The sequence below is a fragment of the Flavobacterium sp. 3HN19-14 genome, from assembly GCF_051373205.1.
Taxonomy (GTDB): Bacteria; Bacteroidota; Bacteroidia; order Flavobacteriales; family Flavobacteriaceae; genus Flavobacterium.
In genome coordinates, this window is sequence record NZ_JBPPZT010000001.1 from 2,090,742 (window position 1) to 2,113,877 (window position 23,136).

Below are 23,136 nucleotides of genomic sequence, written 5' to 3' on the forward strand. Positions count from 1 at the left end.
TGGTTAGGTTGGTTTTTGTGAATATCGGATTGATGCCGGCTTACCAATTATAAGGAGGCAACAGTGTATAGGGTGGTAATGGCGCCGTGCGGTTATAAACCATCATATCAGCGACCTGTTGCGCAATGGTATCGCCGTCAAATTGTTCCAGCAGGTGCAATGCTCCGTCAATTCCGGAAGTAACGCCGCCGGTTGATACCAGATTGCCGTCGCTGACAACCCTTTTATTTTTGATAACATGAAGATCTGTGTATTTTTTCTGGAATGAAGCAACAGCCAGATAGTGCGTCGTAACGTTTTTCCCACTGAGTAATCCTGTCGCCGCAACATTGTAAAGTCCGACACATACCGAAAGGATGATTTTTTCTTTCAGGATAATGTTTTTTATAAAAGATAGGCAGGCATCCTTGGCAACAGTCGGATTCAGGTCCTGGTCGAGCAGTCCTGGCACAATAAGCACATCCGGTTCCGGACAATCGGTAAAATCAAAAGCAGGCATGATGGTCACCACGCCGCCTTCGCTAATTACCAGATTTTTCGTTTCGGCAATGGTGTAAATATTATACCGGTTTTTGATAATGCCGTTTGTGTAAAGGAAAACATCTACCTGCCTGTTCATGTCGATTAATTCGACGCCTTCATATATAATAACTGCAACGTTCAGGGTAGGCTTCATTTTTTTGTTGAATTAGACAGGATGAAGACAAAAGTATTTAATAAAAAAATGCTGGAAATGCGTATAAATACCTGTTTTTCAAAAATATGCAAAAGAAAAAAATCAACCTTATTGAGTTGGTATTTAATAATTTATTAATATTTATTTCATCATCAGGCAATCTTAGTAGTGGTAATTTGTACAAAAGCACCGCCATGAAATATTACCTGCTTCAATATTTAACTTCACTAAGAGAATGGCTTTTGATACGGGCCATGCAATCTGCATTTCATCACTAAATTGAACGGAACAGTTATTTTTGGATGAACAGATACGCTCCGGATTTAAATCGCGCCCAGTTTGGTGAAAATTTCGAATGGGGCGTTTCAACCGCCGCTTTCCAAATCGAAGGCGCCCACGACGCCGACGGCAAAGGACTTTCTGTCTGGGATGTTTTTACCGAAAAGAAACGTGCCATTAAAAACGGCCATCACGCCAAAACTGCCTGCGACTTTTATAATCTGTATGAAAATGATATCAGTCTGATTAAAAACCTGAATATCCCGAATTTTCGATTTTCTGTCAGCTGGCCCAGGCTAATGCCTTCAGGAAAACTGCCGTTCAACAAGGCAGGCATTGATTATTACAACAGGCTTATAGATTTTCAGCTCGAATGCGGCATCACGCCCTGGCTTAACCTTATACCATTGGGATTTACCGCACGAACTCGAACTTAAAGGCGGATCAACCAACCGCGACAGCATTTCGTGGTTTTCAGAATATGCCGATTTATGTGCGCGGAATTTCGGCGACCGCGTTACCAACTGGATGGTCATGAACGAACCTTCTGTGTTTACAGGAGCGGGCTATTTTTTAGGGATACATGCACCTGGAAAAAGAGGTATTAATAATTTCCTGAAAGCAGTTCACCATGTTACGCTTGCAACAGCCGAAGGCGGCAGGCTTCTCAAAAGCCATTCTGAAAATTTCAATGTCGGAACGACATTTTCGTGTACGCACATTACGCCATTCTCCACAGCCGAACGCGATAAGAAAGCCGCAAAAAGGATCGACACACTGCTGAACCGCACTTTTATCGAACCGATTCTCGGGCTGGGCTATCCGCAGGAAGATTTACCAATTCTGCAAAGGCTCGACAGATATATGATGCCAGGTGACGAGAAAAATATGGCTTTCGATTTTGATTTTACCGGAATCCAATGCTACACGCGCGAAGTCGTAAAAGCATCGCTGCTAACGCCGTATGTTGGTGCAGCGCTTGTGAGTCCGGCAAAGCGAAATGTCGCTTCGACAGAAATGCAATGGGAAGTGTATCCGCCGTCAATTTATCACCTGATTAAAAAATTCAATGGTTATGCCGGCATAAAAAAACTGATTGTAACCGAAAACGGCGCAGCTTTCCCGGATCGTGTGCTTGGCGGACAAGTGCATGATTTACAGAGAAAAGAATATATCAAAGACCACCTGAAGCAAGTTTTGAAGGCGAAAAATGAAGGCTTTAAAGTTGACGGCTATTTCGTGTGGAGCCTTACCGATAATTTCGAATGGGCTGAAGGTTACCACCCGAGATTCGGACTTATTTATGTTGATTTTGAAACCCAGCAACGCATTGTAAAACAATCGGGTTTGTGGTTTCGGGATTTTTTGGGAGAACGGTAACATCAGATTCGAAATTGAATATTGTTGAATTAATGCCTAATAAAATAGCAAAATGAAGATTTTATATGCAATCCAGGGCACCGGAAATGGCCACCTTAGCAGGGCCAACGACATTATTCCTTGCCTCCAGAAACATGGCACTGTAGATATTTTGGTTAGCGGTACGCAAGGTGATTTGAAACTGCCTTTCAGGATAAAATACAAGCTCAGAGGACTGAGTTTTATTTTTGGAAAAAGCGGCGGCGTCGCACTCTGGAAAACTTTCAGGAATACCAAAATCAGGAAACTGATAAAAAATATCAAGGAATTACCGGTTGAAAAGTACGACTTAGTCATCAATGATTTTGAGCCGGTAGTTGCATGGGCGTGTTATTTTAAGAACAAGCCATGTATCAGCCTGAGCCACCAATCAGCAGTATTGACAACACTTTTCCCACATCCCGAGCAAAATGACCCGATGGGAAGGCTGATCCTCCAGCAATACGCTCCGGCAACTATGAAATACGGATTTCATTTTAAAGGTGATGATAAGACCCTGTTTACGCCTGTTATCCGCAAGCAGGTGAGAGATCATACCATTACTAATGAAGGGCATTATACCGTATATCTTCCTTCGTATGGCGATAAAGCGCTTGTAAAAAAACTTTCGGTATACAAAGATGTCAAATGGGATGTTTTCTCAAAGCACAACAAAAAGAAAACAGAATACGATAATATAACCATACACCCAATTGACAATGCTCTTTTTACGGCAAGTATGGCAGCTTCAAGCGGAGTACTTTGCGGCGCCGGATTCGAAACCCCGGCAGAGGCATTATTCCTGGAAAAAGCTGCTGGTGATTCCGATGAAAAACCAATATGAGCAGCAGCTTAACGCTGAGGCACTGAAAAGCATGGGCGTTCCGGTGATTAAAAGCCTAAAATCTAAATACGAACCCATTGTGAAAGAATGGCTTGAAAATGGAGAAATCATTCCCGTTGATTATCCGGACAGGACACAGGAAATTATCGATATGGTTATTGCAAATCATTCGGAATAAGCACTGTATATAAAAATAAGAGCAATTAAGAAGTAAAATTTTGGCACGTATTTGGCACAAATAAAATCGAAAAATCCCTAAATCATTAATTGTAAATGAGTTAGGGATCTGTTTCGTGACCTCGACTGTAAACCAACCATACTCTTAATTCCTTTGTTCATAAGGCTTCGTGTTTTTATTGGGAAGATTTTAGGAAGCGAATCATTATTTCTTCTTTATCGCCTTTTCAATTTCCTCAGTTATTTCCGGAGCAATCAGATGCGTGTTACCCAACATTTTTGAAATTTGAAATAATCGAGCATCGACCACTTTATCAATTAAATGCTTCACAGTATTTTTTTCGAAATATTTCATAAGCATATCCTCAAATGGATCTATTTCTTCACCTAAAATATCTTCTTCGGCAAATTGATGAAGTTCTTCTTGTGGGACTTCATAATCCAAACCTTCACTATTTTGTGTATTTTTTTTATGGGCCTAAACCAAAAAATAGCCAATTTAGGTTTAATCCAGGAACGGCTTTCACAATTTTGTATGCTGTGTTTATGCCGATATTCCTACTTCCTTTAATCATTTCCCCAACTGCACTAGGTGTGGTATTAATTTTTTTTCCGAAAGAAGTGTTGTTAAGATTCTCATCTTCAATAAGTTCTGCTAATCTGCTTCCAACTGTGCTCATAAAAATTCAAATTTTTACACAAAAATGTGTGAATAAAACAAAAATGTGTATATTTGCAATAGTTAATTGTATATATGCGATAGCAAATATACTCAATATAAAACGAATCCAAATAGTGTATTTCTGTGATTAGCAACGACCAGTATGAAAAAATGAAAGATGTTTTAGGCGAATCTTATTCGGCTGAAGTTCTGGAACTACTAAAGGAAAGGAAAGTCACCAAAGGCAACGGAACAGAATTCGGTGCTGCATTCGTGAGACATGTTGCCGCGGAAAGTACGCCAATTTAGAAATTGAAATTGCTGTAATCGATGTTTATGAAGCCCGCCTGAAAAAAATCTCAAGCCATAACAAACGCCTTCAAAGAATTGGAAATAAAAAAACCGATGCGTCAACACCGGTTTCTTAGATTATTAACCCTTTAACGATTAACAATTATGCATGACAAAAATATGTCAAATCAATCAAATAACCAACTGATTCATCAGATTCATGCAGGTGCATTGCCATCTGATACGTCGACTGAGTTATTTGCCTGTAGAGACAGCCGGCGAGTGTTCGGCGTATCACAGGGGAAAACCGTTCCTTTCAATGAAATATGCGCGACAAAACGCGCACAGATTTTCAAAAAACTTTTAGGAGATTCTGTTGCTATGGAAGATTTAAAACACCTTCCGGAAACTGAGCGCATCGAGCAATTCGCTTTTTGTATTTACGGTGGATTAGATCATCAGGCTGATTTTTGCGAAAATGGTGTACTGAAAGAATCGGACAATTTCCTTTGTTCAGGAAATTGCATCTGCCGTAACTGGCCATCAAAGAAAATCACGCTCAACAATAAGCGTTTGACAGCTAAAAAAATCGAGGTGCTTACACTTTTGTGTTCCGACCTCGCAGACAAACAAATTGCGGATCAACTTCAAATTTCGCAAAGCACACTCGACACCCACAAAACGCAGCTTTTCGAAATTGCCGGTGTTTTTTCAAAAGGAGGGTTAATAATGGCGGCAACGCGTGATAAAATTATCCAATGAAATTAGCTACAGAAATAACTCCGGGAATGCAGTTCAAGAAATCAGGGCAATTGGAATGGCGCGAAGCTAAAGAAATTGTTGACTGTGATAAAGTGCCGAACGCTCCGGCGCACAACAAAGGCAAATTAATGTTTTTGTTGATTTCAGGCAGGCAAATATTTGTCGGTAAAGATGAATGGTTAGTGACTAATGAAAATCAGGTTTCGAACAATACTGAAGAAATTCAGGAAGTTCTGGTGAATGTCACATATCTGGCAACTGTCCACAATCTAAAAGAGTTGGGAACAGTAATTCCGCAGGTCATACATAGAGGTAAAGTTATTTGGATTGATAAAAATCAATCAGCGATATCTCCCGATGAACTGTATAAATCTAAAATTGATTTATATCCGGTAACAGTTTTCAGATTGGTGCCTTCTTCAGAATTAATTGTACTGCACGTTTCACCATCAAATAATTAAGTTATGACAGCATTTACTATTTCCGGCTCCGACGCTTTGGCGATTGTCTTGAAAAGTTATCCTGAAAATTGGGAAACAAAAATTGCCGAAGCCACAGCCGACATTAAAGCCTACATGCGACTTTGGAAACTCGATTCTGTCGATGCCATAAACAAAGCGCTTCGAACAGGCATTACTCCAGAAAACGAAACATCTTGCTTGCGGCCGCTCACATCATGAATGAGAACATTCGCAAGCATAAGGAAATTCAGGATTTAGAAATTGAAAACATCCAATGCGGAAATCAATTGGCATCACTCGAAACTGTAAAATCATTCAGTTATGACGAAAAAAACGAAATGCGCGGGCTCTACAATCAACGCCAGCAAGAAACCACCGCAAAGATTAAGCAATTATTTGAAGGCTTCGAAGTTGTTGGCGCACAAACCGTCGTGCATCAATCAACTTTATTCAGCGCCGCCGGATAATGACGAAACCGTTGGAGAATACTTTTTACGAACTTTTAAAAAATAACCATGTCAAAAACTTTAGAATTAACGCGAGAAAATGCAATTGCCGCCTATGATCAGGCTGATAAAAAATTCAGGACAACATTAGAAATCCTTTTCGGAAAGGATATCTTTTTGAAAGATGTAACCCAGCGCCTAATCTCATTTGATGCAGTTTGCAAAGAAATGGGTAAATCCCGAATGGAATATGAAACTGCTAGCACAAATCCAGATATCATTTCCGGAATGGCTTTAGCTAAGTGGCTTCTTATTGTCACCGCTTTTAATAAGTCAACTGCCGAAGTTGTCAACTGGTTTAATTCAAGCCAATGGAAATACGTGCCGTGGATGGTATCGAACAAGGCTGCGCCTTCCGGTTGGTCGCTGCGCGTTGTCGCTGGCCGGCTCACGCGCACGGATGCCTGTGCCCGCCAACATTTTCTTAAAAAAGAGCATTTTGAGTTCGCGATGACTGTTCCTGAGTTCAAAGAAATCTTTCTAACCTATTTCGTCTAACGAGTGACCGCTAACCGCAGTGGCGACTTTTGAAAATAGTATTCTCCGAAACAACAAAACGAACTTATGAAAACAGATTTACCAATTACCGAAAAACCAGCCATTGCGATTAGCGGCGGTTATGTGCAGGCTAATATTGCAGTGTGTGCGCTCGATGGGAAATATCCAAATCTTGCGATCATGAAAATTTGCGGCTATCATGAAAGTATTGGCGATGCAGTTTCCTGGTACAATGGTGACTTGTTTGCCGATCAGTACGACAAAATTTATTTCAGCAAAATATTTTCCTTTACGGAAATGCCGCAGCTGCCGCCAAATGCAGTTATAGGCGGAACCGGAATCGATTTTATGAATAAGTTGCCGGAAGAAATTGAAAATGCAACGCCATCGTACACGCTTTTCCCTGATTGCAACTATCACATAGGTTTTTCGATGAAAGGTTGTCGCTTCAATTGTAAATTTTGCTGCGTTCCAAAAAAAGAAGGTCGCCCCTTTGTCTATAATTCGATTGATGAAATATTGATAAACCGAACGGCGGCAATCGATTGATGCTTTTGGATAATGATTTTTTTGGTGGTGATAATTGGGAAGGAAATCTAAACCGGATAATAGAATTGAAATTGAAAGTTTGTTTTGTTCAAGGTTTGAACATTCGCATTATCACGCCTGATCAGGCGGCGTTACTTGCAAAATGCAATTATCAAAACAGCAAATTCAATCAAAAGTATCTTACGTTTGCCTGGGATAAATTTAAAGACGAAAGTATTGTCATGAAGGGAATCGAGATTTGCAACTCGGCTGGCATTCCTACAAAGCACATGCAGTTTTTCGTGCTGATTGGATTTGACACTACGCCTGATCAGGATCAACATCGTGTCGAAATGTTGCGCAATTTGGGCGCGATGCCTTTTGTGATGCCGTACAACAAAGATGATAAATACCAAAAAGCATATACCCGATATGTGAACAATCGAGCGGTTTTCAAATCAGTGCCGTGGTCGGAATATGAATATAATCCAAATCGTGTACGGCGTTCGATAGCTTGCACATAACACTAGCCATTATAAAAATGAAAACAAAAATTATTTCACTGCAAGCAGCTTTCGAAGCAAAAGGATATAATCCAAATTATCGCCCGGATGTATCAGAATGTCCAGAGCATTTAAAAGATCGTCAAATCGCCAATTTTGAATTGGACGTCCTGATTGAAGCATTAAACGATGAAGATCAGCCCGAACATTGGGAACCAGACTACACAGATTGGAATGCCGACAAGTTTGAAAATTGGTATGATCGCGATATCGCTGCGCCTTCCGGTTGGTCGCTGGACGATGTCGATGGCCGGGACACGCACACGGCTGCCGGTGCCCGCCGATCGTTCAGAACGCGCGAAATCGGGAATTATGTAGGCACAAAATTTATTGACCTAGTAGCAAGAACGCTATAAGTCAAATCCGGTTGTACGTTGCCATGTCTTCTGTTCGCTGCGCCTTCCAGTTGGTCGCTGAACGATGTCGATAACCGGAACACGAACACGAATGCCAGTGCCCACACTTGTCATTATGATTGCAACGTAAACCCTGCTCACATAGCAGAAAAGAAAGTTTTATAATCTGGGGCGTTAGTATTCCATTATGATAGACCGCGACCCGCATAACAAAGGCCATGAAAAGAATAGGTTATCTATATTCAAAAATTATCAGCGTTGAGAATCTGATCCTGGCAGATAAAAAAGCCCGTAAAGGAAAATCAAAACGCAAAAAAATAGCTGAATTCGATGACGATTTCGAAAACAATATCATTGCCATTCATGAAGATTTAAAAAACAAAACCTATAAAACCGCGCCATACAGAACATTTATCGTCCGAGAACCGAAAGAACGTGTCATTTCAGAATTGCCGTACCGTGAACAAATCATCCAGCATGCCATCCTGAATTATCTCGAGAAAATATTCACAGATGTTTTCACAGCCGATTCATACAGTTGCGTAAAAGGAAAAGGAATTCACGCCGCGCACAGCGCGGTAGGTAAAGCCGTAAAAGATGTAGCCGGCACAAAATATTGCCTGAAGTTGGATATCGTAAAATTTTATCCAAACATCAATCACGATATTTTGAAGTCATTGCTTCGCCGAAAAATTAAAGACAACGATTTGTTGTGGCTGCTTGACACTATAATTGACAGCGCCGATGGTTTGCCAATCGGGAATTATTTAAGCCAGTATTTCGCGAATTTTTATCTTACATATTTTGACCACTGGTTGAAAGAAGTGCAGTGCGTTAAATACTACTACAGATACGCTGATGATATCATAATTCTTTCCGGAAGTAAAACTGAACTGCACGTAATATTGGCAACAATCAGGAAATATTTTACCAAAAATCTGCTCCTGAACATCAAATCAAATTACCAGGTGTTTCCGGTCGCTAAACGCGGAATCAATTTCGTAGGCTACGTTCGATTCCATAAATACGCATTATTAAGAAAAACCATTAAGCAAAGTTTTGCCCGTATGTTGAAGCGAAGATGTACCCCCGAATCTATCGCTTCATATTACGGTTGGGCAATCCATTGTGATTCAAAAAATCTACTAACCAAATTATTAAGCGATGACCAAATTTTCAGACTTAAATATAAAAGCCGCAGGCGGAGGCTTCGTAGGATTCAAGCGCAAGCCTATCGAGATTATCAACCAACCGATAAAAGTTTTACGATACGAGATCAGACCTTCCAAAATTGTAGAGCCGGACAAGCCACCAGGCAACTGTCTTTATTTGCAAATTGAAATGGACGGCAAACCATATGTAGTTTTTTTAGGTTCGACTGTGCTGATGGAAACCATCAAACAAATAGAACCCGAACATTTTCCACTTGAAACAACAATTATTAAAAACGGCGAACGCTACGAATTCAGCTAAAACAAACATCATGAAATTCCATCCAATACTATTTTCAACAGCAATGGTTCAGGCGATACTTGCCGGAACGAAAACACAAACCCGACGTATTGTTAAAGGCATCGATATAAGAGAAGAAGGTGAATTGATTTCCTTCGACTATAAAAAAGGTTCTGGACGTGTTCCACTTGCCGGGCTTGGTGATGAATTTTTTGGAATTGGTGAACAATGTCCCTTTGGAGTTGAAGGCGATGTCCTTTGGGTAAGAGAAACAATAAAAGTAGGAGCATGGAACGATGAAGAATCTAAAGTGGCTTTTGATTATAGAGCATCGCCTGAAATTAAAAAAACACCGTGGGTCTTTTATGAAGACGACGAAAAGTTCTTTACCCTTCAAGAAAAATTATTACAAAAGCTTGACAAATTAGGAATCGAACCTCGCGTTGAAGAAGATGAAGAACGATTTTATTTTAAATGGAAAGCAGGTGAAAGCCCATTTAAATGGACTCCAGGGATTCACATGCCGAAAGAAGCTTGCCGAATATTTTTAAAAGTGAAGTCGGTAAATGTGCAGCGACTGCAATCCATTTCAACAGATGACATAAAATCCGAAGGCGTAAATTTCCCGGGGCATTATGTTTTAGGGGTTGAAAACAATGCGCTGTCATTTTTACCTGAAGGAAAAAATTTATCTGACAACCCTGCTACGCACGAAGAAAATCTTTTCGCACAATGGGCTGAATTATGGTGTAAAATAAACGGTCGGGAATCATGGGATGCTAATCCGTGGGTATGGATAATTGAGTTTGAAAGAATTGAGAAACCTGAAAATTTTCTTTCAAATGAAAAATAAGCAAATCCCTTTATTCAAAGCTTTAACAATCGGCTTAATCATTTTTTGGATCGATTTATTTTGTGGAGCAGGAGGAACCTCGACAGGAATTCACCACGCAAAAGCCAACGCGAAAGTAATCGCATGCGTAAATCACGATGCGGTGGCGATTGAAAGCCATCAGCGCAATCATCCGGAATGCATGCATTTTGTTGAAGATATCCGTGATTTCGAAGTTGTGATGAAATTGAAAGTAATGGTTGATGAACTTCGGAAAAAACATCCTGGTTGCATCATCAACATTTGGGCATCATTGGAATGTACCAACTATTCAAAAGCAAAAGGCGGACTATCGAGAAACGCTGACAGTCGAACTTTAGCTGAGCATTTGGATATGTATCTCGAGCATCTTTCGCCTGACCACCTTTATATTGAAAATGTTCGTGAATTTTTAGAATGGGTCCGCTTCGAATTAAAGAAGGAACAGGCTCCGACGAATTTCAATGTGAATTGTTAGTCGATAAAAAAGGAAATTTCGTGATGATTCCGGATAAAACGCGGCTAAAAATCTATTACGAAAGATGGCGTGACCAGATGAAATCTTACGGAATGGACTACGATTACGCATTACTTGATTCCGCAGATTTCGGCGCATATACTTCGCGGCTGCGCTATTTTGGAATTTTCGCGAAATATGGTTTTCCAATTTGTATACCTGAAAAAACGCATTCCAAAAAACCAACTCCCGGAAAGAAAAAGTGGAAAGCAGTTCGCGAAGTCCTTAAACTTGAGGAAGAAGGCACAAGTATTTTTGGAAGAAAAAAACCGCTTGTTGAAAATACGCTTGCGCGAATTTATCACGGTTTGGTGAAATTTTCGTCTGAAGGCACTTTTCGTTACAGAAACAATGGTGGCTCGGTTGATCCGCAGGAAAAATCAAAAACACTTGCGGTTCCGATGGGTACAATTCTTTCTGAGAATGTTCACTGCATCGTTAAGTCGGTATTTCTTAAAAAGTATTATTCTGGCAGACCAGAAGGAAAGGTTATTGGAGTTGACTGCTCGGCCGGAACGCTAACCTGTATTGATGGACAGGCAATCGTATCCGCATTTCATTTGGAAACCTACTACGGAAACGGCGGGCAATCTTCCATTGAAGAACCATGTCCGACTTTAACAACAAAGGATCGCGTTTGCGTAGTCAACGCTCATTTTTTAGATAAACGTTACGGAACTGGCGTGGCGGCAGATATTGAAAAGCCGGCAGATACTTTAACGACGGTTCCGAAATTGGCTTTAGTAAATGCGCAATTTATCGATCAACAGTATGGTCAATCAAAACCGACATCAATTGATATTCCGCTAAATACGCAGACTTGTAAAGACAAGTTTTCGATTGTCACTGCGAAGCCGTGGATAATGAATACCAATTTTCAAAATGTTGGTTCCGATTTAGATTCGCCATTGAGCACCATCACGGCTTCACGGCATTATCATTACTTACTTAATCCTCAGTACGAAAGCAAAGGCAGTTCAATTGAAAAGCCGTGCTTCACATTAATTGCTCGGATGGATAAGCGGCTGCCATACATGATTAGCACCGAGACTGGAGAAGGCATTATTTTGATTTATGATACAGATAGCCCGATGATGGTTAAGATTAAAGAATTCATGGCTGAAAATGGAATTGTGGATGTGAAAATGAGAATGCTGCTTATTGAAGAAATGTTAAGGATTCAGGGGTTTCCGGAAGGTTACGAATTGAAGGGAACGCAAACAGACCAAAAGAAATTTATTGGAAATTCAGTCGTTCCGCTGATGGCCCTAAAAGCTTGTAGAAGCAAATTATCACGGATTGAAACAATTATTACACGCAGCATAACTCCCACACCAACCAAACCAATGATTACAGAAAAATCAAAAGACGACGTAAAAAATGCCGACATCGTTCGGGTTATCGGCAATTTCCTAGAATTAAAACGCGCGGGTGCAAACTATGTTGCAAAATCCCCATTTTCAGAAGACAAGACACCATCTTTGACGGTTTTTAAGGCGAATAATAATTTCAAGGATTATAGTTCAGGTATTGGCGGTGACAGTATCGAATTTGTAATGAGACATAAAGGCGTCGATTTTGTTGAAGCGCTTCGAATTATTGCCGGAATTTGTGACATTGTTCTCGTTGAAGAAGAAGTTTCCGAAGAAGAGCAGCGCAAGCGTAATCAAAAACAAGAATTACACGCGGTAATGGCAATCGCGGTTTCAAAATACCGAATCAATCTTCACAATCAAAAATCGGAACATTGGGCAAAGCAGATTTTAAAGCTGCGCGGCATTAATGAAGAAACCTTGACAAAATTTTCCATTGGCTATTCCCCGGAGAACGCAAAATTTCTTTCTGATCCTTTTGTTGCATCTGCGAAATTTGCTGAAGCGAAGGCCTGCGGATTGGTGATGACGAAAGAAGGCCGTAATTTCGATTTCTTTCGGTACTGCGTTATGTTTCCTATTCAGGATTTTAAAGGAAACTTTATCGGATTTGGCGCGCGCCGCAGCGATGAAGCTACCGGCGGCAAATACATCAATTCTGACTAACAACGAACTTTACCAAAAGAGTCTGCTCTATACGGTTTTTATCAGGCAAAAGCCGCCATCACAAAAACCAAAACTGCAATTCTGGTGGAAGGATACACCGACGTGACAGGGACACATCAGCACGGTTGTGAGAACACAGTTGCAAATTGCGGCACGGCGCCTCTCACATCGATTCAAATCGGAATGTTGCACCGTTTTGCCAATACATTTATTTCGTGCCGTGACAACGACGGTTACGCCGCAAATGGCGATTTTCAAAAAGGAATTCTAGCGATGATGCGCGACGTAAATATTGCGCTCGCTGAAGGAATGAAAGCAATGGTTTGTCTGTTGCCTGAAGGCGAAGATCCCGACAGCCTTGCGCGACAACTCGAACAGAAAAGACAAGAAAATTTAAGCGCCGCAATTGAGGCAGGTTTTGAACCGACTGAAGAAAAGCCTTTTCCGGATAAAATGCCGCTTACTATTCAGCAGTATATTGTTGCCGAAGCGCAGGATGGTGTTTTATGGAAAACAAAACTTATTTATGACCGCGTCGCCAATGATCCTGATGCGCTTGCGGACGCCGTTACTGAAATTTGTGATATGCTTTCGCTCATTAAAGATGATGTAAAGCGCGACCACTATGTAAAATCCTGCAGCAAAATGATGAAGCAAACGCCTAAAACGTTCAAGGATAAAATGGCGCTTTCCATCCAAAAAGCTGAAGTGAAGTCGGAAACCTCCGGAACCGTGAAATTGATTGATGCTGAAACGTTAGGACTTTCCGGAAGGTGCCGATTTTGGAATGATGAAACAAAAGGGTTACGTACAGCATGGCAACGAAATTTACTTCCGCGATCGCGATAAGTTTTTTCCTGGAACAAATTTCAAAATCACGCCACTATTCCACGTTTACGGAAAATCAGATAACAAAAGATTGTGCGAGGTAATTTCCATCAATGGCAGGAAGAAAATCATTGATTTTGACACAAACGAATACTGCTCAGATGCCAAAATTTGAAAGCAAGCTGTTGGATGAAGGAAGTTTCTTTTTTACGCCAAATGTTACCTCAAACCATTTCAAATTGCTCCGGAATTCCATCATGGAGGAATTCATAATGGCATACGAATTAAAGCAATTGGGTTGGCAACCTGAAGGATTTTGGGCATACTCGAATTTAGTTTCGTACAAAGGCGTTAAAAAAGAAGCCAACGAATATGGCATCATTCAGGTTGATACCGGCGTCACAAACGAAAATGAATACATGGAAGATGTAAAGCATTATTATTCGCCATCGGCGTCGGTGATGCATCGAAATGCGCGTGAAGGCGATGATGAATACGAAAATGACAGATTCATTATTTACAAAGAAAGTCCGTGCGATATCAACGCCTGGATGAAACAACTTTCGAAAGTTTACGGCACAAAAGCCAACACAGGCATCGCATTCATATTCGCGTCGGCGTTCCGGGATATTTTGATGAAGCGAAAGGGTTTTTCCCACACTTGTTTTGTTCCGGCGAAAAAGGTTTCCGGAAAATCAAAGTTCGCTGAAAGCCTTGTGGCCATTTTCACATTCAAACAAGAAGCGTTCGATTTGAATTCAGGAAGTCCGGTCGCTTTCCAACGCAGACTGGCGCGTGTTGCCAATATTGCGTCGATGTTTGAGGAATATAACGACGCGTTGCCGGACGTGAGAAAACAAGCGTTGAAAGGGGCTTATGATGGACGCGGCCGTGAACTTGGTAAAATGTCAAATGACGACAGAACCAAAACAACGAAAGTTCGCTGCGCGATCATTCTGTTAAGCCAATATCTTTCGGCGTGGGATGATAATTCGCTCACCATCCGAAGCATCGTTTTGAATTTCACCAAACAACACGAAAGCTTCAGCACCGAGCAGATTGACAATTACAGCGTTCTGAAAAGTTGGGAGGAAAAAGGAATCACATCGATGTTGCTGGATATTTTGCAACACCGTGAATTGCTTGAAGCGGAATACTTCAACACCTATGAAGCGCTGAACAAAAAGATGATCACGGAACTTAAAGGCAAAGATTACGAAGAACGCATCATGCAAAACTTCATCGCGATGCTCACACCGGTGACGTTGCTGCACAAGCATTTTCAATTTCCGTTTTCGCAGCCGGAAATATGGAACCAGTTCAAAGATGCCATTATCGACAGTTCTGACCTGATCATCGAAAGCGAAGGCCTTGCAGAATTCTGGCGCACAATTGAATTCCTGCTCGAGCAGCACCGTATTAAAGCCGGAAAGGAATTCGTCATCGAAGCGCCGCATGAAGTGCATATCATGGGCAAAAAAGGCGAAGCTACGATTCCGTTAACGCTGCATGGAAAAACGCGTCTGTTGTTTCTTCGCCTCAATGTCGTGCACCAATTGTATCACAAAGAAGTGTCGACGCGTGAAAGCACTGATGTAATCCAGGAGGCAACGCTGAAGAATTACTTCCGAAGCAAAAAATATTTTAAAGGCGTCGTAAAAAGCAAACGATTTGACGACATCAGCACGAGCGCTTATATTTTTGATTACGACATGATGCACGAAGGCGGCATTTTGAATTTGATTCGTGAGGCACAGGCGAAAGAAGGTGAAGGCGATTTGTTTAACAATGACAAAAATAAGATTATCACCAACCCGAATGTGTTGCCATCAGAGCAACCCAACCAGAACGATTTACCATTTGACACATGAAAAAAATTAACCGCCACCACGCTTCCAAAAGTTACACTGGATTTATGTCTGGCGGAACGATTCGACATCATTGACGAAAACAACAAATGGCGAATTGGGCTGGTGTATTTTCTGCGCAGCGGTGTGACTGGCGAATTTATGCGGAAAGCCTACACCATTACAGAGCATACTGACAAACGGGAGTTTAACAGATATTTTCAGGAAAACCTCGTGTATGTCGCGCGACATTTATTTGAAGATGAAATTCCGGTTGAGATTGAGCGGATTGAGGAGGCACAAACTAACCAACCTACAGAGCAATCTTTCTGGCACTTTAGCAACGGACAACGATATTAACCAATAACAACAACGATATGAAAATTTTACCAGACCCGGATAAAATGACGCCGGAAGAATCAGACAAATTAATTACCCGAATTCTTTGGTTCGCCATCGGATTTATATTAGGTAGTTCCGGGATGTTTATGCTTGCAATCAATAGCATCCACCAAAACAGATGAGCAATTTTAAAAATAGGTCTGGGTGGCCTTTATAAAACCCAAACGACAAAATGGATAATAAAATAAGACCATTAAACATTCATACAGATGCTGAAATCGCCATTTTCGAAGCGATGCAAGCTGTTGAACACACTTCCCTTACTGGTGAAAAACTAACTGAAGTTGTAACGCTTTTAGGGAAAGCGCGAGAACTTTTAGGAGAAGTTGTTATTGAAAGCGGAACGGCTCCGACAGTAGAAAGAGGTTTGTCAATCGGACACCAGCGCGTCCGATCATCTTTTAATCCAGGAGCAAGCGATATCGTTTCAAAGATTAAAAACAAATCAGCGGAACTTATTGATTTGTGCGAGCCATTAAAAGAAAAAGACGGACGTTTAGCTTCGCTTGCGCAGACTAGTTTTGAAGATGCGGCTATGTGGGCTGTAAAAGCTGCTCCTGCTTAATTTTTTCAAGCCGCCTCCGGGCGGTTTTTTATTTCAGCCAATCGTAACAAATCAAATGTTTCAAATCTTTTTTTTATCGCTGAAAGGTTCAGTATAAAAAATTCTGCCGTCATATTTCACGCGTTGGCCGTGAACGAAAAGGCCTTGATTATAATCCCATTCGAAAGTGTAGACTTCAATTCCTTGCGTGGTCACCATATTTATTGCCCGGAGTCTTGACATTTTCCGAGCGGCAGATACGCCAGGATCATAATTAATGTGTACGGCATAATGCGATACGTCCTGAAGATTTTTCCAAATTCCGGAGATGTAATATTTAGTGACGGGTTTTGCGTCGGCTCCTAGTGCCATTTATTCAAAATTAATTTTCGCCACACACATTTCCTGCGATTTAGGTTTATGACCGAAAATAACCGCAATATCATCGAAAGGCTCTCCTGGATCATTTATTTTACTTTCCGGAAGAAAGCTGAAGATAATCAGCGAACCATTAGTTGCATCAAATTTTTTCAGAAATTCTTCTTCTATTGGTTCCTGCCTGTCTTCAATAATACCAATTCCGAAAAGGCGCTCAACATATTCAGCGAATGCTGCTTCATCTTCTAGTATCTCAAAGCAGCCGTCTTCAATAATCTGGAAAGCATACACGATTTTAGCTCCATTATTCCCCCTATTTTTTATTGCGTCAATGTACAGGTCGATGTTATTGGTCGGGTTGAAGTAGTCCATGTCCGTTAGTTTATATCAAAGTTCGGAAAACAAATTGCGTTTCGCTTCCCCACACCCCCAAAATTATAAAAAATTTATGCAAATTTTTTTTTGACAGAAAATTAAAGGGGTGAAATCCGCTCCACAGTTCCACAGTTCCAACACGAAGTTATATTTTTAATATAATTAATTGATTTATAGTATATTAAGTCTAAATAAGTATAGTTTTCGCGCGTTTTTATCTGTTGGAACTTGTGGAGTTAATTTTTATAGTTCCAACAAAAATAATATAGTTCCACATTCTCCACGCTTGTTGGAACTATTAAAATGCTGATAATCAGCTTTGTGGAGTTGTGGAGCGTTTTTACTCCAAAATAGGCTATACATTTTTGTAAAATATAAATTATTTTATATACAAAAATGTAATATTTTGAGTTTAAAGTGTAAATTAGTACCATATAAAAGCCTTATTTTATGAGCATTAACATCCTGATTCCAGCCAAACCACACATAAAAAAATATTGGGAAAAGCGCTTTGGCTCCGATTATAAAATTTCAAACGATCTTTTCTTCGGGATGCTAATCGTTCAGATTCTTGACATGAAAATAGAAAAACCGGTGCCGATTGACAAATCAGAATATTCTAAGATTATCCGGGTGACGGTTCCGGAATTCTATTTTAGGACTAAAGGCCACTCTATTGGTTACAACAAAAAGAGATTTATTGCCAGACTCATTACCAAACTATTTGTCGAAGAATTGCACGCTTTTATTGATATAAGAACTTCAACAGGTGGTGAAAAAGTGATGGATTCGTTGCGATTATTCCTTGATTTTTACCAATTGACTGAAGACGATTGCAAGGTTGAAAGTTTGTACAGAAGTTACCAACGCCATAAAAAGCAAACAGAAATTAAAAAAAATAATTTTCACGAAATTAAAATTTAAGTTAAAATATATCGGAAAGCCTTACTAATAAAGCCTTGCCGATATGACACATTTATAAAAATAAATTATCATGACATTCAATTGCGAACAAATTGCCGGATTTGCCCAACTCGATTTTTACCTTTTATCAGAATCTTCGAACTGGCCAATTGTGCTTACGGATTTAAATGCGGGTCAAATAGTCATTGAAGCGGAAGTTTATGGTGTAGATGCTGAAATTGTAGATGACAGCATTAATATAGATGTCAACCCAAAATATTCATCGGAAGGTACAATTTTCCCGATTGACGCCAGCTTTAAGTGCATCACGCGCAGTGAAAGTATCGAGCAGATGTTCGAGCAATATGCCAATAAGCCCGGATTTGCAATTGCGAGGCTGAATAATGGTTTTCAAAAATTGTACGGCAGCAATGAAGAACCGATTTATTTGCGCTGGAGAAATGACGACGGGCAGAAAGTTGACGATCCGGCTGGTGTGATAATAAATATAAAAGGAGAACAGCGCAGCAGGCCAGTGTTTTATGCCGTTGCTGATTCTGAATAAAATCTGTCCTATTCTGTGATTTTGCGCTGATGTAGTATTGTATCGTTAATTAATCTAACGATATAATTTTTGTTTTGAACGAAAACCTGCATACATTACTTTCCGGATCATTCTACATTCACCCAATGTATGCGATGTCCTGTTTACCGTCAATATATAAGTCGGTTGTAGATGTTTCTTACATTCCAAAAACAGAGGCTAATATAATTGCGTCAATTACAAGTAAAACGCAGCACTCCGAAACTTCTTCATCTTCATCAACTGTAGCAAATACGGTTGCAGTTATAGTTTTTAATCAGCCGGTATTAAAATATAGTTATGGCGAATGGTTAGGTACCCAAACATACATGAAGATTCTCGACGGATTTTTATCCGATCCTTCAATTGCAGGTGTGGTAATTAATTTCGATACTGGTGGCGGTCAGGTTTACGGAACTGGAGAATTCTACGATTATTTAATGTCTTATCCAAAACCATACGTGGCTTTCACGAATGGTTATTTATGTTCAGGCGGTTATTACCTGGCGGCACCGGCAAAGAAAATAATAGCTAACAAAAGAGCAGATGCTGTTGGTTCTATTGGTGCTTATGCAACCATAATCGACACCAATGGAATCTGGGAGCACTTTGGGGCAAAGGTTCACACCATTTACGCCACAAATTCTACAGAAAAGAACGCGGATTATCGTGAAGTAATAGAAAATTCAAACTACGAACCATATATAAAAAATGGTTTAGATCCTACTGTTGAGACTTTCGTTGCCGATATGAAAGCCGCGAGACCGCAATTAAGTGAGGAAGTTTTTAACGGTGGCACATGGAACGGAGCAGAAGCTGTTTCGCTCGGGTTAATTGACGAAAATGGTTCCCTTCAGGACGCTATCAATATCTGTTTTGAATTAGCGTCCGCACAAAATCGTAATAATCAAAATTCAAATACTATGTCAAAACAATTGCCTAAGGTTCAGGCTGTTTTGGGATTAGATGCTCCGCTGGCTTCAACCGAAGCGGGAAGCTATTTAAACTCGGAGCAGTTGGATTCTATCGAAGCGCATATTGAAGGTCTTGAAACACAGGCTTCAACCGCGCAACAAGCATTGACCACCGCGACAACTGCCCATCAAACGGCAATTGATGCTGCGACCGGAACAATCACAACTGCAGAAACATCTGTTGATGCTATGCTATCGGCTTCCAATCTTCCTGTTACCGGAACATTGGACGAGAAACTTACGGCTTTGAACGCTCACGTTACGACGATGAATGGGAAAGACGGTGCAGTGCATACGATTGTAAAAACGGATGCGAACAACACACATCAAAAAACTACAACTGTTGGCGGAATTGATGTTTCGGCAGCATTGAATAATTAATACTTAATTAAAAAGTTATGTCAATAGTTAAAACAGACTTAGTCGCCGCATTTGGAGACCATTACATCAACGAAGGTCAAAACCTTGACAGATTAAAATCTGCGTTGAGAATTCCAACCACAACGCCGAACACTGCGAAGCCAATCATTCATGACGGTGAAGTTTATCGTTTTTCGAATGTAGTTTTTCAGGAAATCATCCAGGCATTTCAAAAACAATTTACCGCTAAAGGCAACTTGACGTTTAAACCGAACGAAATTCGTTTAAGAAACATCAAAATTGACCTGTCACTTTATCCAGATGATGTGAAAGGTTCATGGCTTGGTTTCTTAGGAAGCTTAACTGATCAGGAACGTAAGAACTGGCCAATCGTTCGCTATTTGCTAGAAAGCGAAGTGGTCCCTCAATTGAAAATGGATTTGGAAACTAAAGCCTACTTCAAAGGTGTTTATGTTGCTCCAACTCCAGGTACTCCGGGTAACGCTGCAGATTGTATGGATGGAATTAAAGTAATGCTTGACGAAGGTATTGCTGATAACTCTATGCAAATGCTGACGCTTCCGGAAGAACCGTCTAAAACCAATATGTTTGATTCCTTCGAACTTATTGCTGACCAGTTAGACGATACGCTGTCTGCAGTTCCTGTTACGATTTATGCTTCAACCAAAAATGTGAAAGCGTATTTGCGTGACAAGCGTAACACTCACGGAAGTGATGTAAATTACGACGGTAAGAAAATCACCATTGATTTTGCGGACAATGTTAAAATTGTCGGATTGCCATCTATGGCAGGCTCAAATTATATCTGGGCAACCCCGGATTTTAATTACTTGTATTTGAGAAGACAAAACGGGATGTCTGAGCCAAACGTTGAAGAAAGCAAACGTGAAGTTTTCTTGATGCTTGATTGGTGGGAGGCACTCGGTTTTGGATACAACGAACTTGTATACGTATTCAAACCAGGTCAAATCGATTCTGAGTAACAAAATAATCTTCCGGCAGTAATGCCGGAAGTATTCATTAATTTTTAATACAAGCAACTATGGTTGATTTAGAAAATATTGGTGCTGCAAGCTGCGAGCCAACAGGCGCGTTGGTTGATTCAATTTCATGGGCTGAAAGGTCAGATTTTGAAACGGTTCAGTGACCGAAAAACATTTGCGATGAAGATGGTAACGGCGCTTCGAACTTTGAAGAACTTGTAGAGATTGTCGGAAATCACGTAATGAAAACCGGCAAAAAGCTTCACACTTTGGAAACCATCACAGAAGGCAGCGGGTTGAAACACTCGATTGTTGGCGATGCAAAAATCTTTCAAAACGAATTGGAGGTAACTGTTGAAGGTTCGTCTGCAAAACTTTTGGGTTTTGTGCGATACATCCGCAGAAAAAACTTATCGTTTTCGTTAAAGAAGCTGGTACAGGACAGGTAAGGCAATTGGGTTCTAACCTGCTTCCGGCAAAAATCACTGTAATGGAAGGCGGCATTGAAGCATTGGTTGACGGTGCGAATTCGGTGAAGCTTACAATACAGGATAAGCAGAAATGGCCTGCCGCAATTTACCTTGGTGAGTTGGACGCGCTTACTGCTACTGACAGCGAATAATTTTGGTTCATGTTTTATTATTTTAAGTTAGATGAAAAGCGCCGTGTGAATGGCGCTTTTTTAATATCCTCAAAATTATGTTAGATTACGAAGATCAGATTACTGATTATCTCAAGGAAAATTTTACTGTGAGTGACGCTGATAAAGCAAATTTCAAAAAAACTACTAACGAACTGTTATCGTTTTTGTTTACGACATTTCCAGATGGTTGTATAAGTGATTTTCAACTGAATCAAATTCTGATTGATTTAGGATACAGCCGAACTACATACATCGTCGAAACTATAACAGAACGCACCGAAGGCAGGAAAAAGGATAAAACTACAATCACTACAATACACAAACATCTTACGCTCGGATGGTGCCTTAAAAGTCACTTCAATTTAAAACCGGATGAGTTTCCAATTCCGGCAAAATAGTTTGTCCTATTGGTTTTATTTCACACTTTCCATATTTGTACAACTTAAAAATGTAGAAGTATGAAAAAATTATTTAATAACAAATTCCTCCAATTTACAATTTGCCTCGTTTTGCTTACGGCATTCGTTTTTGTATTTCTGATGAGATCACGATGGATAAGCCCGGAAAGATTTTCTGACATGTTTTACATTTTGCTCAACGTTGTCGGCGCTATTATTTCTTTTGTAATTTCCGTTTGCATCGTCATTGGGTTAGTGGAAGGTTTATCGAAATCAGAATAATGAAGGCGCTATATGTATTAGGCACGGGTTCGATGTATAATAATCAGGAACTGCGTTATTCGTTGCGTTCATTGGAACGTTATGGTTCGGGCATCGATACTGTCGTCATTATTGGCGAAAGGCCGGCATTTTTGAATTATGATGTTGTTGAACATTATCCGTTCGCGGAAACCGGAAATAAGGATTTCAGGATAGCGTCAAAAATTTTGTTTGCTTGTGAAAATCAAATAGTCACCGGCGATTTTCTTTTTTTGAATGATGACTTCTTTTTCCGGGATCATTTCAATGCTATTGATTATCCATATTATCAAAAAGTGCCGTTGTTGAATGGCGAACCAAAAACACCTTATCAAAAGCAGTTGGCAGTAACACGCGACTATTTGCTCTCACAAGGTAAGCATGCATTGCATTTTGATGTTCATACTCCAATCGTTTATAACGCTGAAAAGTTTATCGCTTTGCGTGAAACATGGCTCCATTCGGCAACTACATTGGGTTTGGTTGTAAAATCAAGCTATTGCAATATGCACAGTCTTTACGGACCGATTTATAAAGATGTAAAGCTGAAATCTCTCGCAACTATTGATGATAAAATAAAGTTCGAATCATCGCACGTTTTCACGATCAACGATGCGCATTGGAATAATGACCGCGCTTGGCATCTTGGAGTTGAACAGTATTTAAAATCGGAATTTCCGCATAAAAGCAAATTTGAGTTATGAATAATCCAATGGTA

At 40.3% G+C, this 23,136-nt stretch carries 35 protein-coding genes and 1 pseudogene; 31 read left to right on the top strand and 5 right to left on the bottom strand.

Features of this window, described 5'->3' with window-relative positions:
• Positions 1 to 40 precede the first annotated feature (40 nt).
• Entirely contained in the window at positions 41 to 676 is a 636-nt protein-coding gene (locus ACSLFW_RS11235; protein ID WP_436555812.1) for a DJ-1/PfpI family protein, read from the bottom strand.
• 302 nt (positions 677 to 978) lie between these two features.
• On the opposite strand from ACSLFW_RS11235, the pseudogene ACSLFW_RS11240 reads away from it, so the two are divergent.
• The 3 genes and pseudogenes from ACSLFW_RS11240 to ACSLFW_RS11250 all read left to right on the top strand — a co-directional run bounded on the left by ACSLFW_RS11240 (position 979) and on the right by ACSLFW_RS11250 (position 3,375).
• Positions 979 to 2,335, top strand: a pseudogene (locus ACSLFW_RS11240) (GH1 family beta-glucosidase).
• 52 nt (positions 2,336 to 2,387) lie between these two features.
• Positions 2,388 to 3,197, top strand: coding sequence for a glycosyltransferase family protein (locus ACSLFW_RS11245; RefSeq protein ID WP_436555813.1), 810 nt, complete (start codon positions 2,388 to 2,390; stop codon positions 3,195 to 3,197).
• The gene (locus ACSLFW_RS11250; RefSeq protein WP_436555814.1) at positions 3,172 to 3,375 is read left to right on the top strand and encodes a hypothetical protein; all 204 of its coding nucleotides are present in this window, start codon (positions 3,172 to 3,174) and stop codon (positions 3,373 to 3,375) included. The genes ACSLFW_RS11245 and ACSLFW_RS11250 overlap by 26 nt, the downstream gene beginning before the upstream one ends.
• A gap of 204 nt (positions 3,376 to 3,579) precedes the next feature.
• Here the strand turns inward: ACSLFW_RS11250 and ACSLFW_RS11255 are convergent, their stop codons facing one another.
• Positions 3,580 to 3,819 carry a hypothetical protein gene (locus ACSLFW_RS11255; protein ID WP_436555815.1) on the bottom strand — a complete coding sequence of 80 codons (240 nt, stop codon included), beginning with the start codon at positions 3,817 to 3,819 and terminating at the stop codon, positions 3,580 to 3,582.
• A gap of 25 nt (positions 3,820 to 3,844) precedes the next feature.
• Positions 3,845 to 4,054: a helix-turn-helix domain-containing protein gene (locus ACSLFW_RS11260; protein ID WP_436555816.1), complete on the bottom strand. Its 210-nt coding sequence runs from the start codon at positions 4,052 to 4,054 to the stop codon at positions 3,845 to 3,847.
• Positions 4,055 to 4,179: 125 nt separating this feature from the next.
• Here ACSLFW_RS11260 and ACSLFW_RS11265 point away from each other — a divergent pair, with 125 nt between their 5' ends.
• The 19 genes from ACSLFW_RS11265 (at position 4,180) to ACSLFW_RS11355 (ending at position 16,521) form a co-directional block, all read left to right on the top strand.
• Positions 4,180 to 4,344 carry a hypothetical protein gene (locus ACSLFW_RS11265; protein ID WP_436555817.1) on the top strand — a complete coding sequence of 55 codons (165 nt, stop codon included), beginning with the start codon at positions 4,180 to 4,182 and terminating at the stop codon, positions 4,342 to 4,344.
• 162 nt (positions 4,345 to 4,506) lie between these two features.
• Positions 4,507 to 5,088: a helix-turn-helix transcriptional regulator gene (locus ACSLFW_RS11270; RefSeq protein ID WP_436555818.1), complete on the top strand. Its 582-nt coding sequence runs from the start codon at positions 4,507 to 4,509 to the stop codon at positions 5,086 to 5,088.
• Positions 5,085 to 5,549, top strand: coding sequence for a hypothetical protein (locus ACSLFW_RS11275; RefSeq protein WP_436555819.1), 465 nt, complete (start codon positions 5,085 to 5,087; stop codon positions 5,547 to 5,549). The genes ACSLFW_RS11270 and ACSLFW_RS11275 overlap by 4 nt, the downstream gene beginning before the upstream one ends.
• Before the next feature lie 3 nt (positions 5,550 to 5,552).
• The gene (locus ACSLFW_RS11280; RefSeq protein ID WP_436555820.1) at positions 5,553 to 5,768 is read left to right on the top strand and encodes a hypothetical protein; all 216 of its coding nucleotides are present in this window, start codon (positions 5,553 to 5,555) and stop codon (positions 5,766 to 5,768) included.
• On the top strand, positions 5,744 to 6,016 hold the full coding sequence (locus ACSLFW_RS11285; RefSeq protein ID WP_436555821.1) for a hypothetical protein: 273 nt from the start codon (positions 5,744 to 5,746) through the stop codon (positions 6,014 to 6,016). The genes ACSLFW_RS11280 and ACSLFW_RS11285 overlap by 25 nt, the downstream gene beginning before the upstream one ends.
• A 48-nt stretch (positions 6,017 to 6,064) precedes the next feature.
• Positions 6,065 to 6,553, top strand: a complete 489-nt coding sequence (locus ACSLFW_RS11290) for a hypothetical protein (protein WP_436555822.1) — start codon at positions 6,065 to 6,067, stop codon at positions 6,551 to 6,553.
• Between the two features lie 66 nt (positions 6,554 to 6,619).
• The gene (locus ACSLFW_RS11295) at positions 6,620 to 7,102 is read left to right on the top strand and encodes a hypothetical protein (RefSeq protein ID WP_436555823.1); all 483 of its coding nucleotides are present in this window, start codon (positions 6,620 to 6,622) and stop codon (positions 7,100 to 7,102) included.
• 65 nt (positions 7,103 to 7,167) lie between these two features.
• On the top strand, positions 7,168 to 7,605 hold the full coding sequence (locus ACSLFW_RS11300) for a hypothetical protein (RefSeq protein ID WP_436555824.1): 438 nt from the start codon (positions 7,168 to 7,170) through the stop codon (positions 7,603 to 7,605).
• Positions 7,606 to 7,622: 17 nt separating this feature from the next.
• Positions 7,623 to 8,000, top strand: coding sequence for a hypothetical protein (locus tag ACSLFW_RS11305; protein ID WP_436555825.1), 378 nt, complete (start codon positions 7,623 to 7,625; stop codon positions 7,998 to 8,000).
• Positions 8,001 to 8,218: 218 nt separating this feature from the next.
• Positions 8,219 to 9,340 carry a reverse transcriptase domain-containing protein gene (locus ACSLFW_RS11310; protein ID WP_436555826.1) on the top strand — a complete coding sequence of 374 codons (1,122 nt, stop codon included), beginning with the start codon at positions 8,219 to 8,221 and terminating at the stop codon, positions 9,338 to 9,340.
• A 1-nt stretch (position 9,341) separates the two neighbouring features.
• The gene (locus ACSLFW_RS11315; RefSeq protein WP_436555827.1) at positions 9,342 to 9,473 is read left to right on the top strand and encodes a hypothetical protein; all 132 of its coding nucleotides are present in this window, start codon (positions 9,342 to 9,344) and stop codon (positions 9,471 to 9,473) included.
• A 10-nt stretch (positions 9,474 to 9,483) separates the two neighbouring features.
• Complete coding sequence (locus tag ACSLFW_RS11320; protein WP_436555828.1) at positions 9,484 to 10,305, top strand: hypothetical protein; 822 nt, start codon at positions 9,484 to 9,486, stop codon at positions 10,303 to 10,305.
• Positions 10,295 to 10,801 (top strand): DNA cytosine methyltransferase, encoded by a 507-nt coding sequence (locus tag ACSLFW_RS11325; RefSeq protein WP_436555829.1) that lies wholly within the window; start codon positions 10,295 to 10,297, stop codon positions 10,799 to 10,801. The genes ACSLFW_RS11320 and ACSLFW_RS11325 overlap by 11 nt, the downstream gene beginning before the upstream one ends.
• The gene (locus ACSLFW_RS11330; protein ID WP_436555830.1) at positions 10,741 to 12,879 is read left to right on the top strand and encodes a CHC2 zinc finger domain-containing protein; all 2,139 of its coding nucleotides are present in this window, start codon (positions 10,741 to 10,743) and stop codon (positions 12,877 to 12,879) included. The genes ACSLFW_RS11325 and ACSLFW_RS11330 overlap by 61 nt, the downstream gene beginning before the upstream one ends.
• Before the next feature lie 84 nt (positions 12,880 to 12,963).
• On the top strand, positions 12,964 to 13,728 hold the full coding sequence (locus tag ACSLFW_RS11335) for a toprim domain-containing protein (RefSeq protein ID WP_436555831.1): 765 nt from the start codon (positions 12,964 to 12,966) through the stop codon (positions 13,726 to 13,728).
• A 92-nt stretch (positions 13,729 to 13,820) separates the two neighbouring features.
• A complete protein-coding gene (locus tag ACSLFW_RS11340) occupies positions 13,821 to 15,578 on the top strand; it encodes a hypothetical protein (RefSeq protein WP_436555832.1) in 1,758 nt (585 codons plus the stop codon).
• 102 nt (positions 15,579 to 15,680) lie between these two features.
• A complete protein-coding gene (locus ACSLFW_RS11345; RefSeq protein ID WP_436555833.1) occupies positions 15,681 to 15,914 on the top strand; it encodes a hypothetical protein in 234 nt (77 codons plus the stop codon).
• Between the two features lie 17 nt (positions 15,915 to 15,931).
• On the top strand, positions 15,932 to 16,078 hold the full coding sequence (locus ACSLFW_RS11350) for a hypothetical protein (protein ID WP_436555834.1): 147 nt from the start codon (positions 15,932 to 15,934) through the stop codon (positions 16,076 to 16,078).
• A gap of 50 nt (positions 16,079 to 16,128) precedes the next feature.
• Positions 16,129 to 16,521: an Acb2/Tad1 domain-containing protein gene (locus ACSLFW_RS11355; protein WP_436555835.1), complete on the top strand. Its 393-nt coding sequence runs from the start codon at positions 16,129 to 16,131 to the stop codon at positions 16,519 to 16,521.
• Positions 16,522 to 16,581: 60 nt separating this feature from the next.
• Here ACSLFW_RS11355 and ACSLFW_RS11360 read toward each other — a convergent pair whose 3' ends face one another.
• Complete coding sequence (locus tag ACSLFW_RS11360; RefSeq protein ID WP_436555836.1) at positions 16,582 to 16,872, bottom strand: hypothetical protein; 291 nt, start codon at positions 16,870 to 16,872, stop codon at positions 16,582 to 16,584.
• Positions 16,873 to 17,250 carry a hypothetical protein gene (locus ACSLFW_RS11365; RefSeq protein ID WP_436555837.1) on the bottom strand — a complete coding sequence of 126 codons (378 nt, stop codon included), beginning with the start codon at positions 17,248 to 17,250 and terminating at the stop codon, positions 16,873 to 16,875.
• Between the two features lie 453 nt (positions 17,251 to 17,703).
• Between ACSLFW_RS11365 and ACSLFW_RS11370 the strand changes: the two genes are divergently transcribed.
• The 9 genes from ACSLFW_RS11370 to ACSLFW_RS11410 all read left to right on the top strand — a co-directional run bounded on the left by ACSLFW_RS11370 (position 17,704) and on the right by ACSLFW_RS11410 (position 23,122).
• Entirely contained in the window at positions 17,704 to 18,177 is a 474-nt protein-coding gene (locus ACSLFW_RS11370; RefSeq protein ID WP_436555838.1) for a hypothetical protein, read from the top strand.
• A 70-nt stretch (positions 18,178 to 18,247) separates the two neighbouring features.
• Positions 18,248 to 18,721 carry a hypothetical protein gene (locus ACSLFW_RS11375; RefSeq protein ID WP_436555839.1) on the top strand — a complete coding sequence of 158 codons (474 nt, stop codon included), beginning with the start codon at positions 18,248 to 18,250 and terminating at the stop codon, positions 18,719 to 18,721.
• 74 nt (positions 18,722 to 18,795) lie between these two features.
• Complete coding sequence (locus tag ACSLFW_RS11380; RefSeq protein WP_436555840.1) at positions 18,796 to 20,094, top strand: S49 family peptidase; 1,299 nt, start codon at positions 18,796 to 18,798, stop codon at positions 20,092 to 20,094.
• Positions 20,095 to 20,111: 17 nt separating this feature from the next.
• Positions 20,112 to 21,077 (top strand): hypothetical protein, encoded by a 966-nt coding sequence (locus tag ACSLFW_RS11385; protein ID WP_436555841.1) that lies wholly within the window; start codon positions 20,112 to 20,114, stop codon positions 21,075 to 21,077.
• A 242-nt stretch (positions 21,078 to 21,319) separates the two neighbouring features.
• Positions 21,320 to 21,526 (top strand): hypothetical protein, encoded by a 207-nt coding sequence (locus tag ACSLFW_RS11390; protein WP_436555842.1) that lies wholly within the window; start codon positions 21,320 to 21,322, stop codon positions 21,524 to 21,526.
• A gap of 41 nt (positions 21,527 to 21,567) precedes the next feature.
• A complete protein-coding gene (locus tag ACSLFW_RS11395) occupies positions 21,568 to 21,699 on the top strand; it encodes a hypothetical protein (protein ID WP_436555843.1) in 132 nt (43 codons plus the stop codon).
• 77 nt (positions 21,700 to 21,776) lie between these two features.
• Positions 21,777 to 22,118: a hypothetical protein gene (locus ACSLFW_RS11400; RefSeq protein WP_436555844.1), complete on the top strand. Its 342-nt coding sequence runs from the start codon at positions 21,777 to 21,779 to the stop codon at positions 22,116 to 22,118.
• 60 nt (positions 22,119 to 22,178) lie between these two features.
• The gene (locus ACSLFW_RS11405) at positions 22,179 to 22,400 is read left to right on the top strand and encodes a hypothetical protein (RefSeq protein WP_436555845.1); all 222 of its coding nucleotides are present in this window, start codon (positions 22,179 to 22,181) and stop codon (positions 22,398 to 22,400) included.
• Positions 22,400 to 23,122 carry a hypothetical protein gene (locus ACSLFW_RS11410; RefSeq protein ID WP_436555846.1) on the top strand — a complete coding sequence of 241 codons (723 nt, stop codon included), beginning with the start codon at positions 22,400 to 22,402 and terminating at the stop codon, positions 23,120 to 23,122. The genes ACSLFW_RS11405 and ACSLFW_RS11410 overlap by 1 nt, the downstream gene beginning before the upstream one ends.
• Positions 23,123 to 23,136 lie beyond the last annotated feature (14 nt).

What these genes read in the sequence shown, in the direction of transcription:
- ACSLFW_RS11310 (WP_436555826.1), top strand. Translation starts at nt 8,219, where the DNA reads ATGAAAAGAATAGGTTATCTATATTCAAAAATTATCAGCGTTGAGAAT.
- ACSLFW_RS11235 (WP_436555812.1), bottom strand. Translation starts at nt 676, where the DNA reads ATGAAGCCTACCCTGAACGTTGCAGTTATTATATATGAAGGCGTCGAA.
- ACSLFW_RS11350 (WP_436555834.1), top strand. Translation starts at nt 15,932, where the DNA reads ATGAAAATTTTACCAGACCCGGATAAAATGACGCCGGAAGAATCAGAC.
- ACSLFW_RS11260 (WP_436555816.1), bottom strand. Translation starts at nt 4,054, where the DNA reads ATGAGCACAGTTGGAAGCAGATTAGCAGAACTTATTGAAGATGAGAAT.
- ACSLFW_RS11315 (WP_436555827.1), top strand. Translation starts at nt 9,342, where the DNA reads ATGGACGGCAAACCATATGTAGTTTTTTTAGGTTCGACTGTGCTGATG.
- ACSLFW_RS11385 (WP_436555841.1), top strand. Translation starts at nt 20,112, where the DNA reads ATGTCAATAGTTAAAACAGACTTAGTCGCCGCATTTGGAGACCATTAC.
- ACSLFW_RS11275 (WP_436555819.1), top strand. Translation starts at nt 5,085, where the DNA reads ATGAAATTAGCTACAGAAATAACTCCGGGAATGCAGTTCAAGAAATCA.
- ACSLFW_RS11400 (WP_436555844.1), top strand. Translation starts at nt 21,777, where the DNA reads ATGTTAGATTACGAAGATCAGATTACTGATTATCTCAAGGAAAATTTT.
- ACSLFW_RS11290 (WP_436555822.1), top strand. Translation starts at nt 6,065, where the DNA reads ATGTCAAAAACTTTAGAATTAACGCGAGAAAATGCAATTGCCGCCTAT.
- ACSLFW_RS11355 (WP_436555835.1), top strand. Translation starts at nt 16,129, where the DNA reads ATGGATAATAAAATAAGACCATTAAACATTCATACAGATGCTGAAATC.
- ACSLFW_RS11360 (WP_436555836.1), bottom strand. Translation starts at nt 16,872, where the DNA reads ATGGCACTAGGAGCCGACGCAAAACCCGTCACTAAATATTACATCTCC.
- ACSLFW_RS11280 (WP_436555820.1), top strand. Translation starts at nt 5,553, where the DNA reads ATGACAGCATTTACTATTTCCGGCTCCGACGCTTTGGCGATTGTCTTG.
- ACSLFW_RS11270 (WP_436555818.1), top strand. Translation starts at nt 4,507, where the DNA reads ATGTCAAATCAATCAAATAACCAACTGATTCATCAGATTCATGCAGGT.
- ACSLFW_RS11390 (WP_436555842.1), top strand. Translation starts at nt 21,320, where the DNA reads ATGAAAACCGGCAAAAAGCTTCACACTTTGGAAACCATCACAGAAGGC.
- ACSLFW_RS11295 (WP_436555823.1), top strand. Translation starts at nt 6,620, where the DNA reads ATGAAAACAGATTTACCAATTACCGAAAAACCAGCCATTGCGATTAGC.
- ACSLFW_RS11395 (WP_436555843.1), top strand. Translation starts at nt 21,568, where the DNA reads ATGGAAGGCGGCATTGAAGCATTGGTTGACGGTGCGAATTCGGTGAAG.
- ACSLFW_RS11340 (WP_436555832.1), top strand. Translation starts at nt 13,821, where the DNA reads ATGGCAGGAAGAAAATCATTGATTTTGACACAAACGAATACTGCTCAG.
- ACSLFW_RS11365 (WP_436555837.1), bottom strand. Translation starts at nt 17,250, where the DNA reads ATGGACTACTTCAACCCGACCAATAACATCGACCTGTACATTGACGCA.
- ACSLFW_RS11330 (WP_436555830.1), top strand. Translation starts at nt 10,741, where the DNA reads ATGGGTCCGCTTCGAATTAAAGAAGGAACAGGCTCCGACGAATTTCAA.
- ACSLFW_RS11405 (WP_436555845.1), top strand. Translation starts at nt 22,179, where the DNA reads ATGAAAAAATTATTTAATAACAAATTCCTCCAATTTACAATTTGCCTC.
- ACSLFW_RS11375 (WP_436555839.1), top strand. Translation starts at nt 18,248, where the DNA reads ATGACATTCAATTGCGAACAAATTGCCGGATTTGCCCAACTCGATTTT.
- ACSLFW_RS11305 (WP_436555825.1), top strand. Translation starts at nt 7,623, where the DNA reads ATGAAAACAAAAATTATTTCACTGCAAGCAGCTTTCGAAGCAAAAGGA.
- ACSLFW_RS11370 (WP_436555838.1), top strand. Translation starts at nt 17,704, where the DNA reads ATGAGCATTAACATCCTGATTCCAGCCAAACCACACATAAAAAAATAT.
- ACSLFW_RS11245 (WP_436555813.1), top strand. Translation starts at nt 2,388, where the DNA reads ATGAAGATTTTATATGCAATCCAGGGCACCGGAAATGGCCACCTTAGC.
- ACSLFW_RS11320 (WP_436555828.1), top strand. Translation starts at nt 9,484, where the DNA reads ATGAAATTCCATCCAATACTATTTTCAACAGCAATGGTTCAGGCGATA.
- ACSLFW_RS11325 (WP_436555829.1), top strand. Translation starts at nt 10,295, where the DNA reads ATGAAAAATAAGCAAATCCCTTTATTCAAAGCTTTAACAATCGGCTTA.
- ACSLFW_RS11410 (WP_436555846.1), top strand. Translation starts at nt 22,400, where the DNA reads ATGAAGGCGCTATATGTATTAGGCACGGGTTCGATGTATAATAATCAG.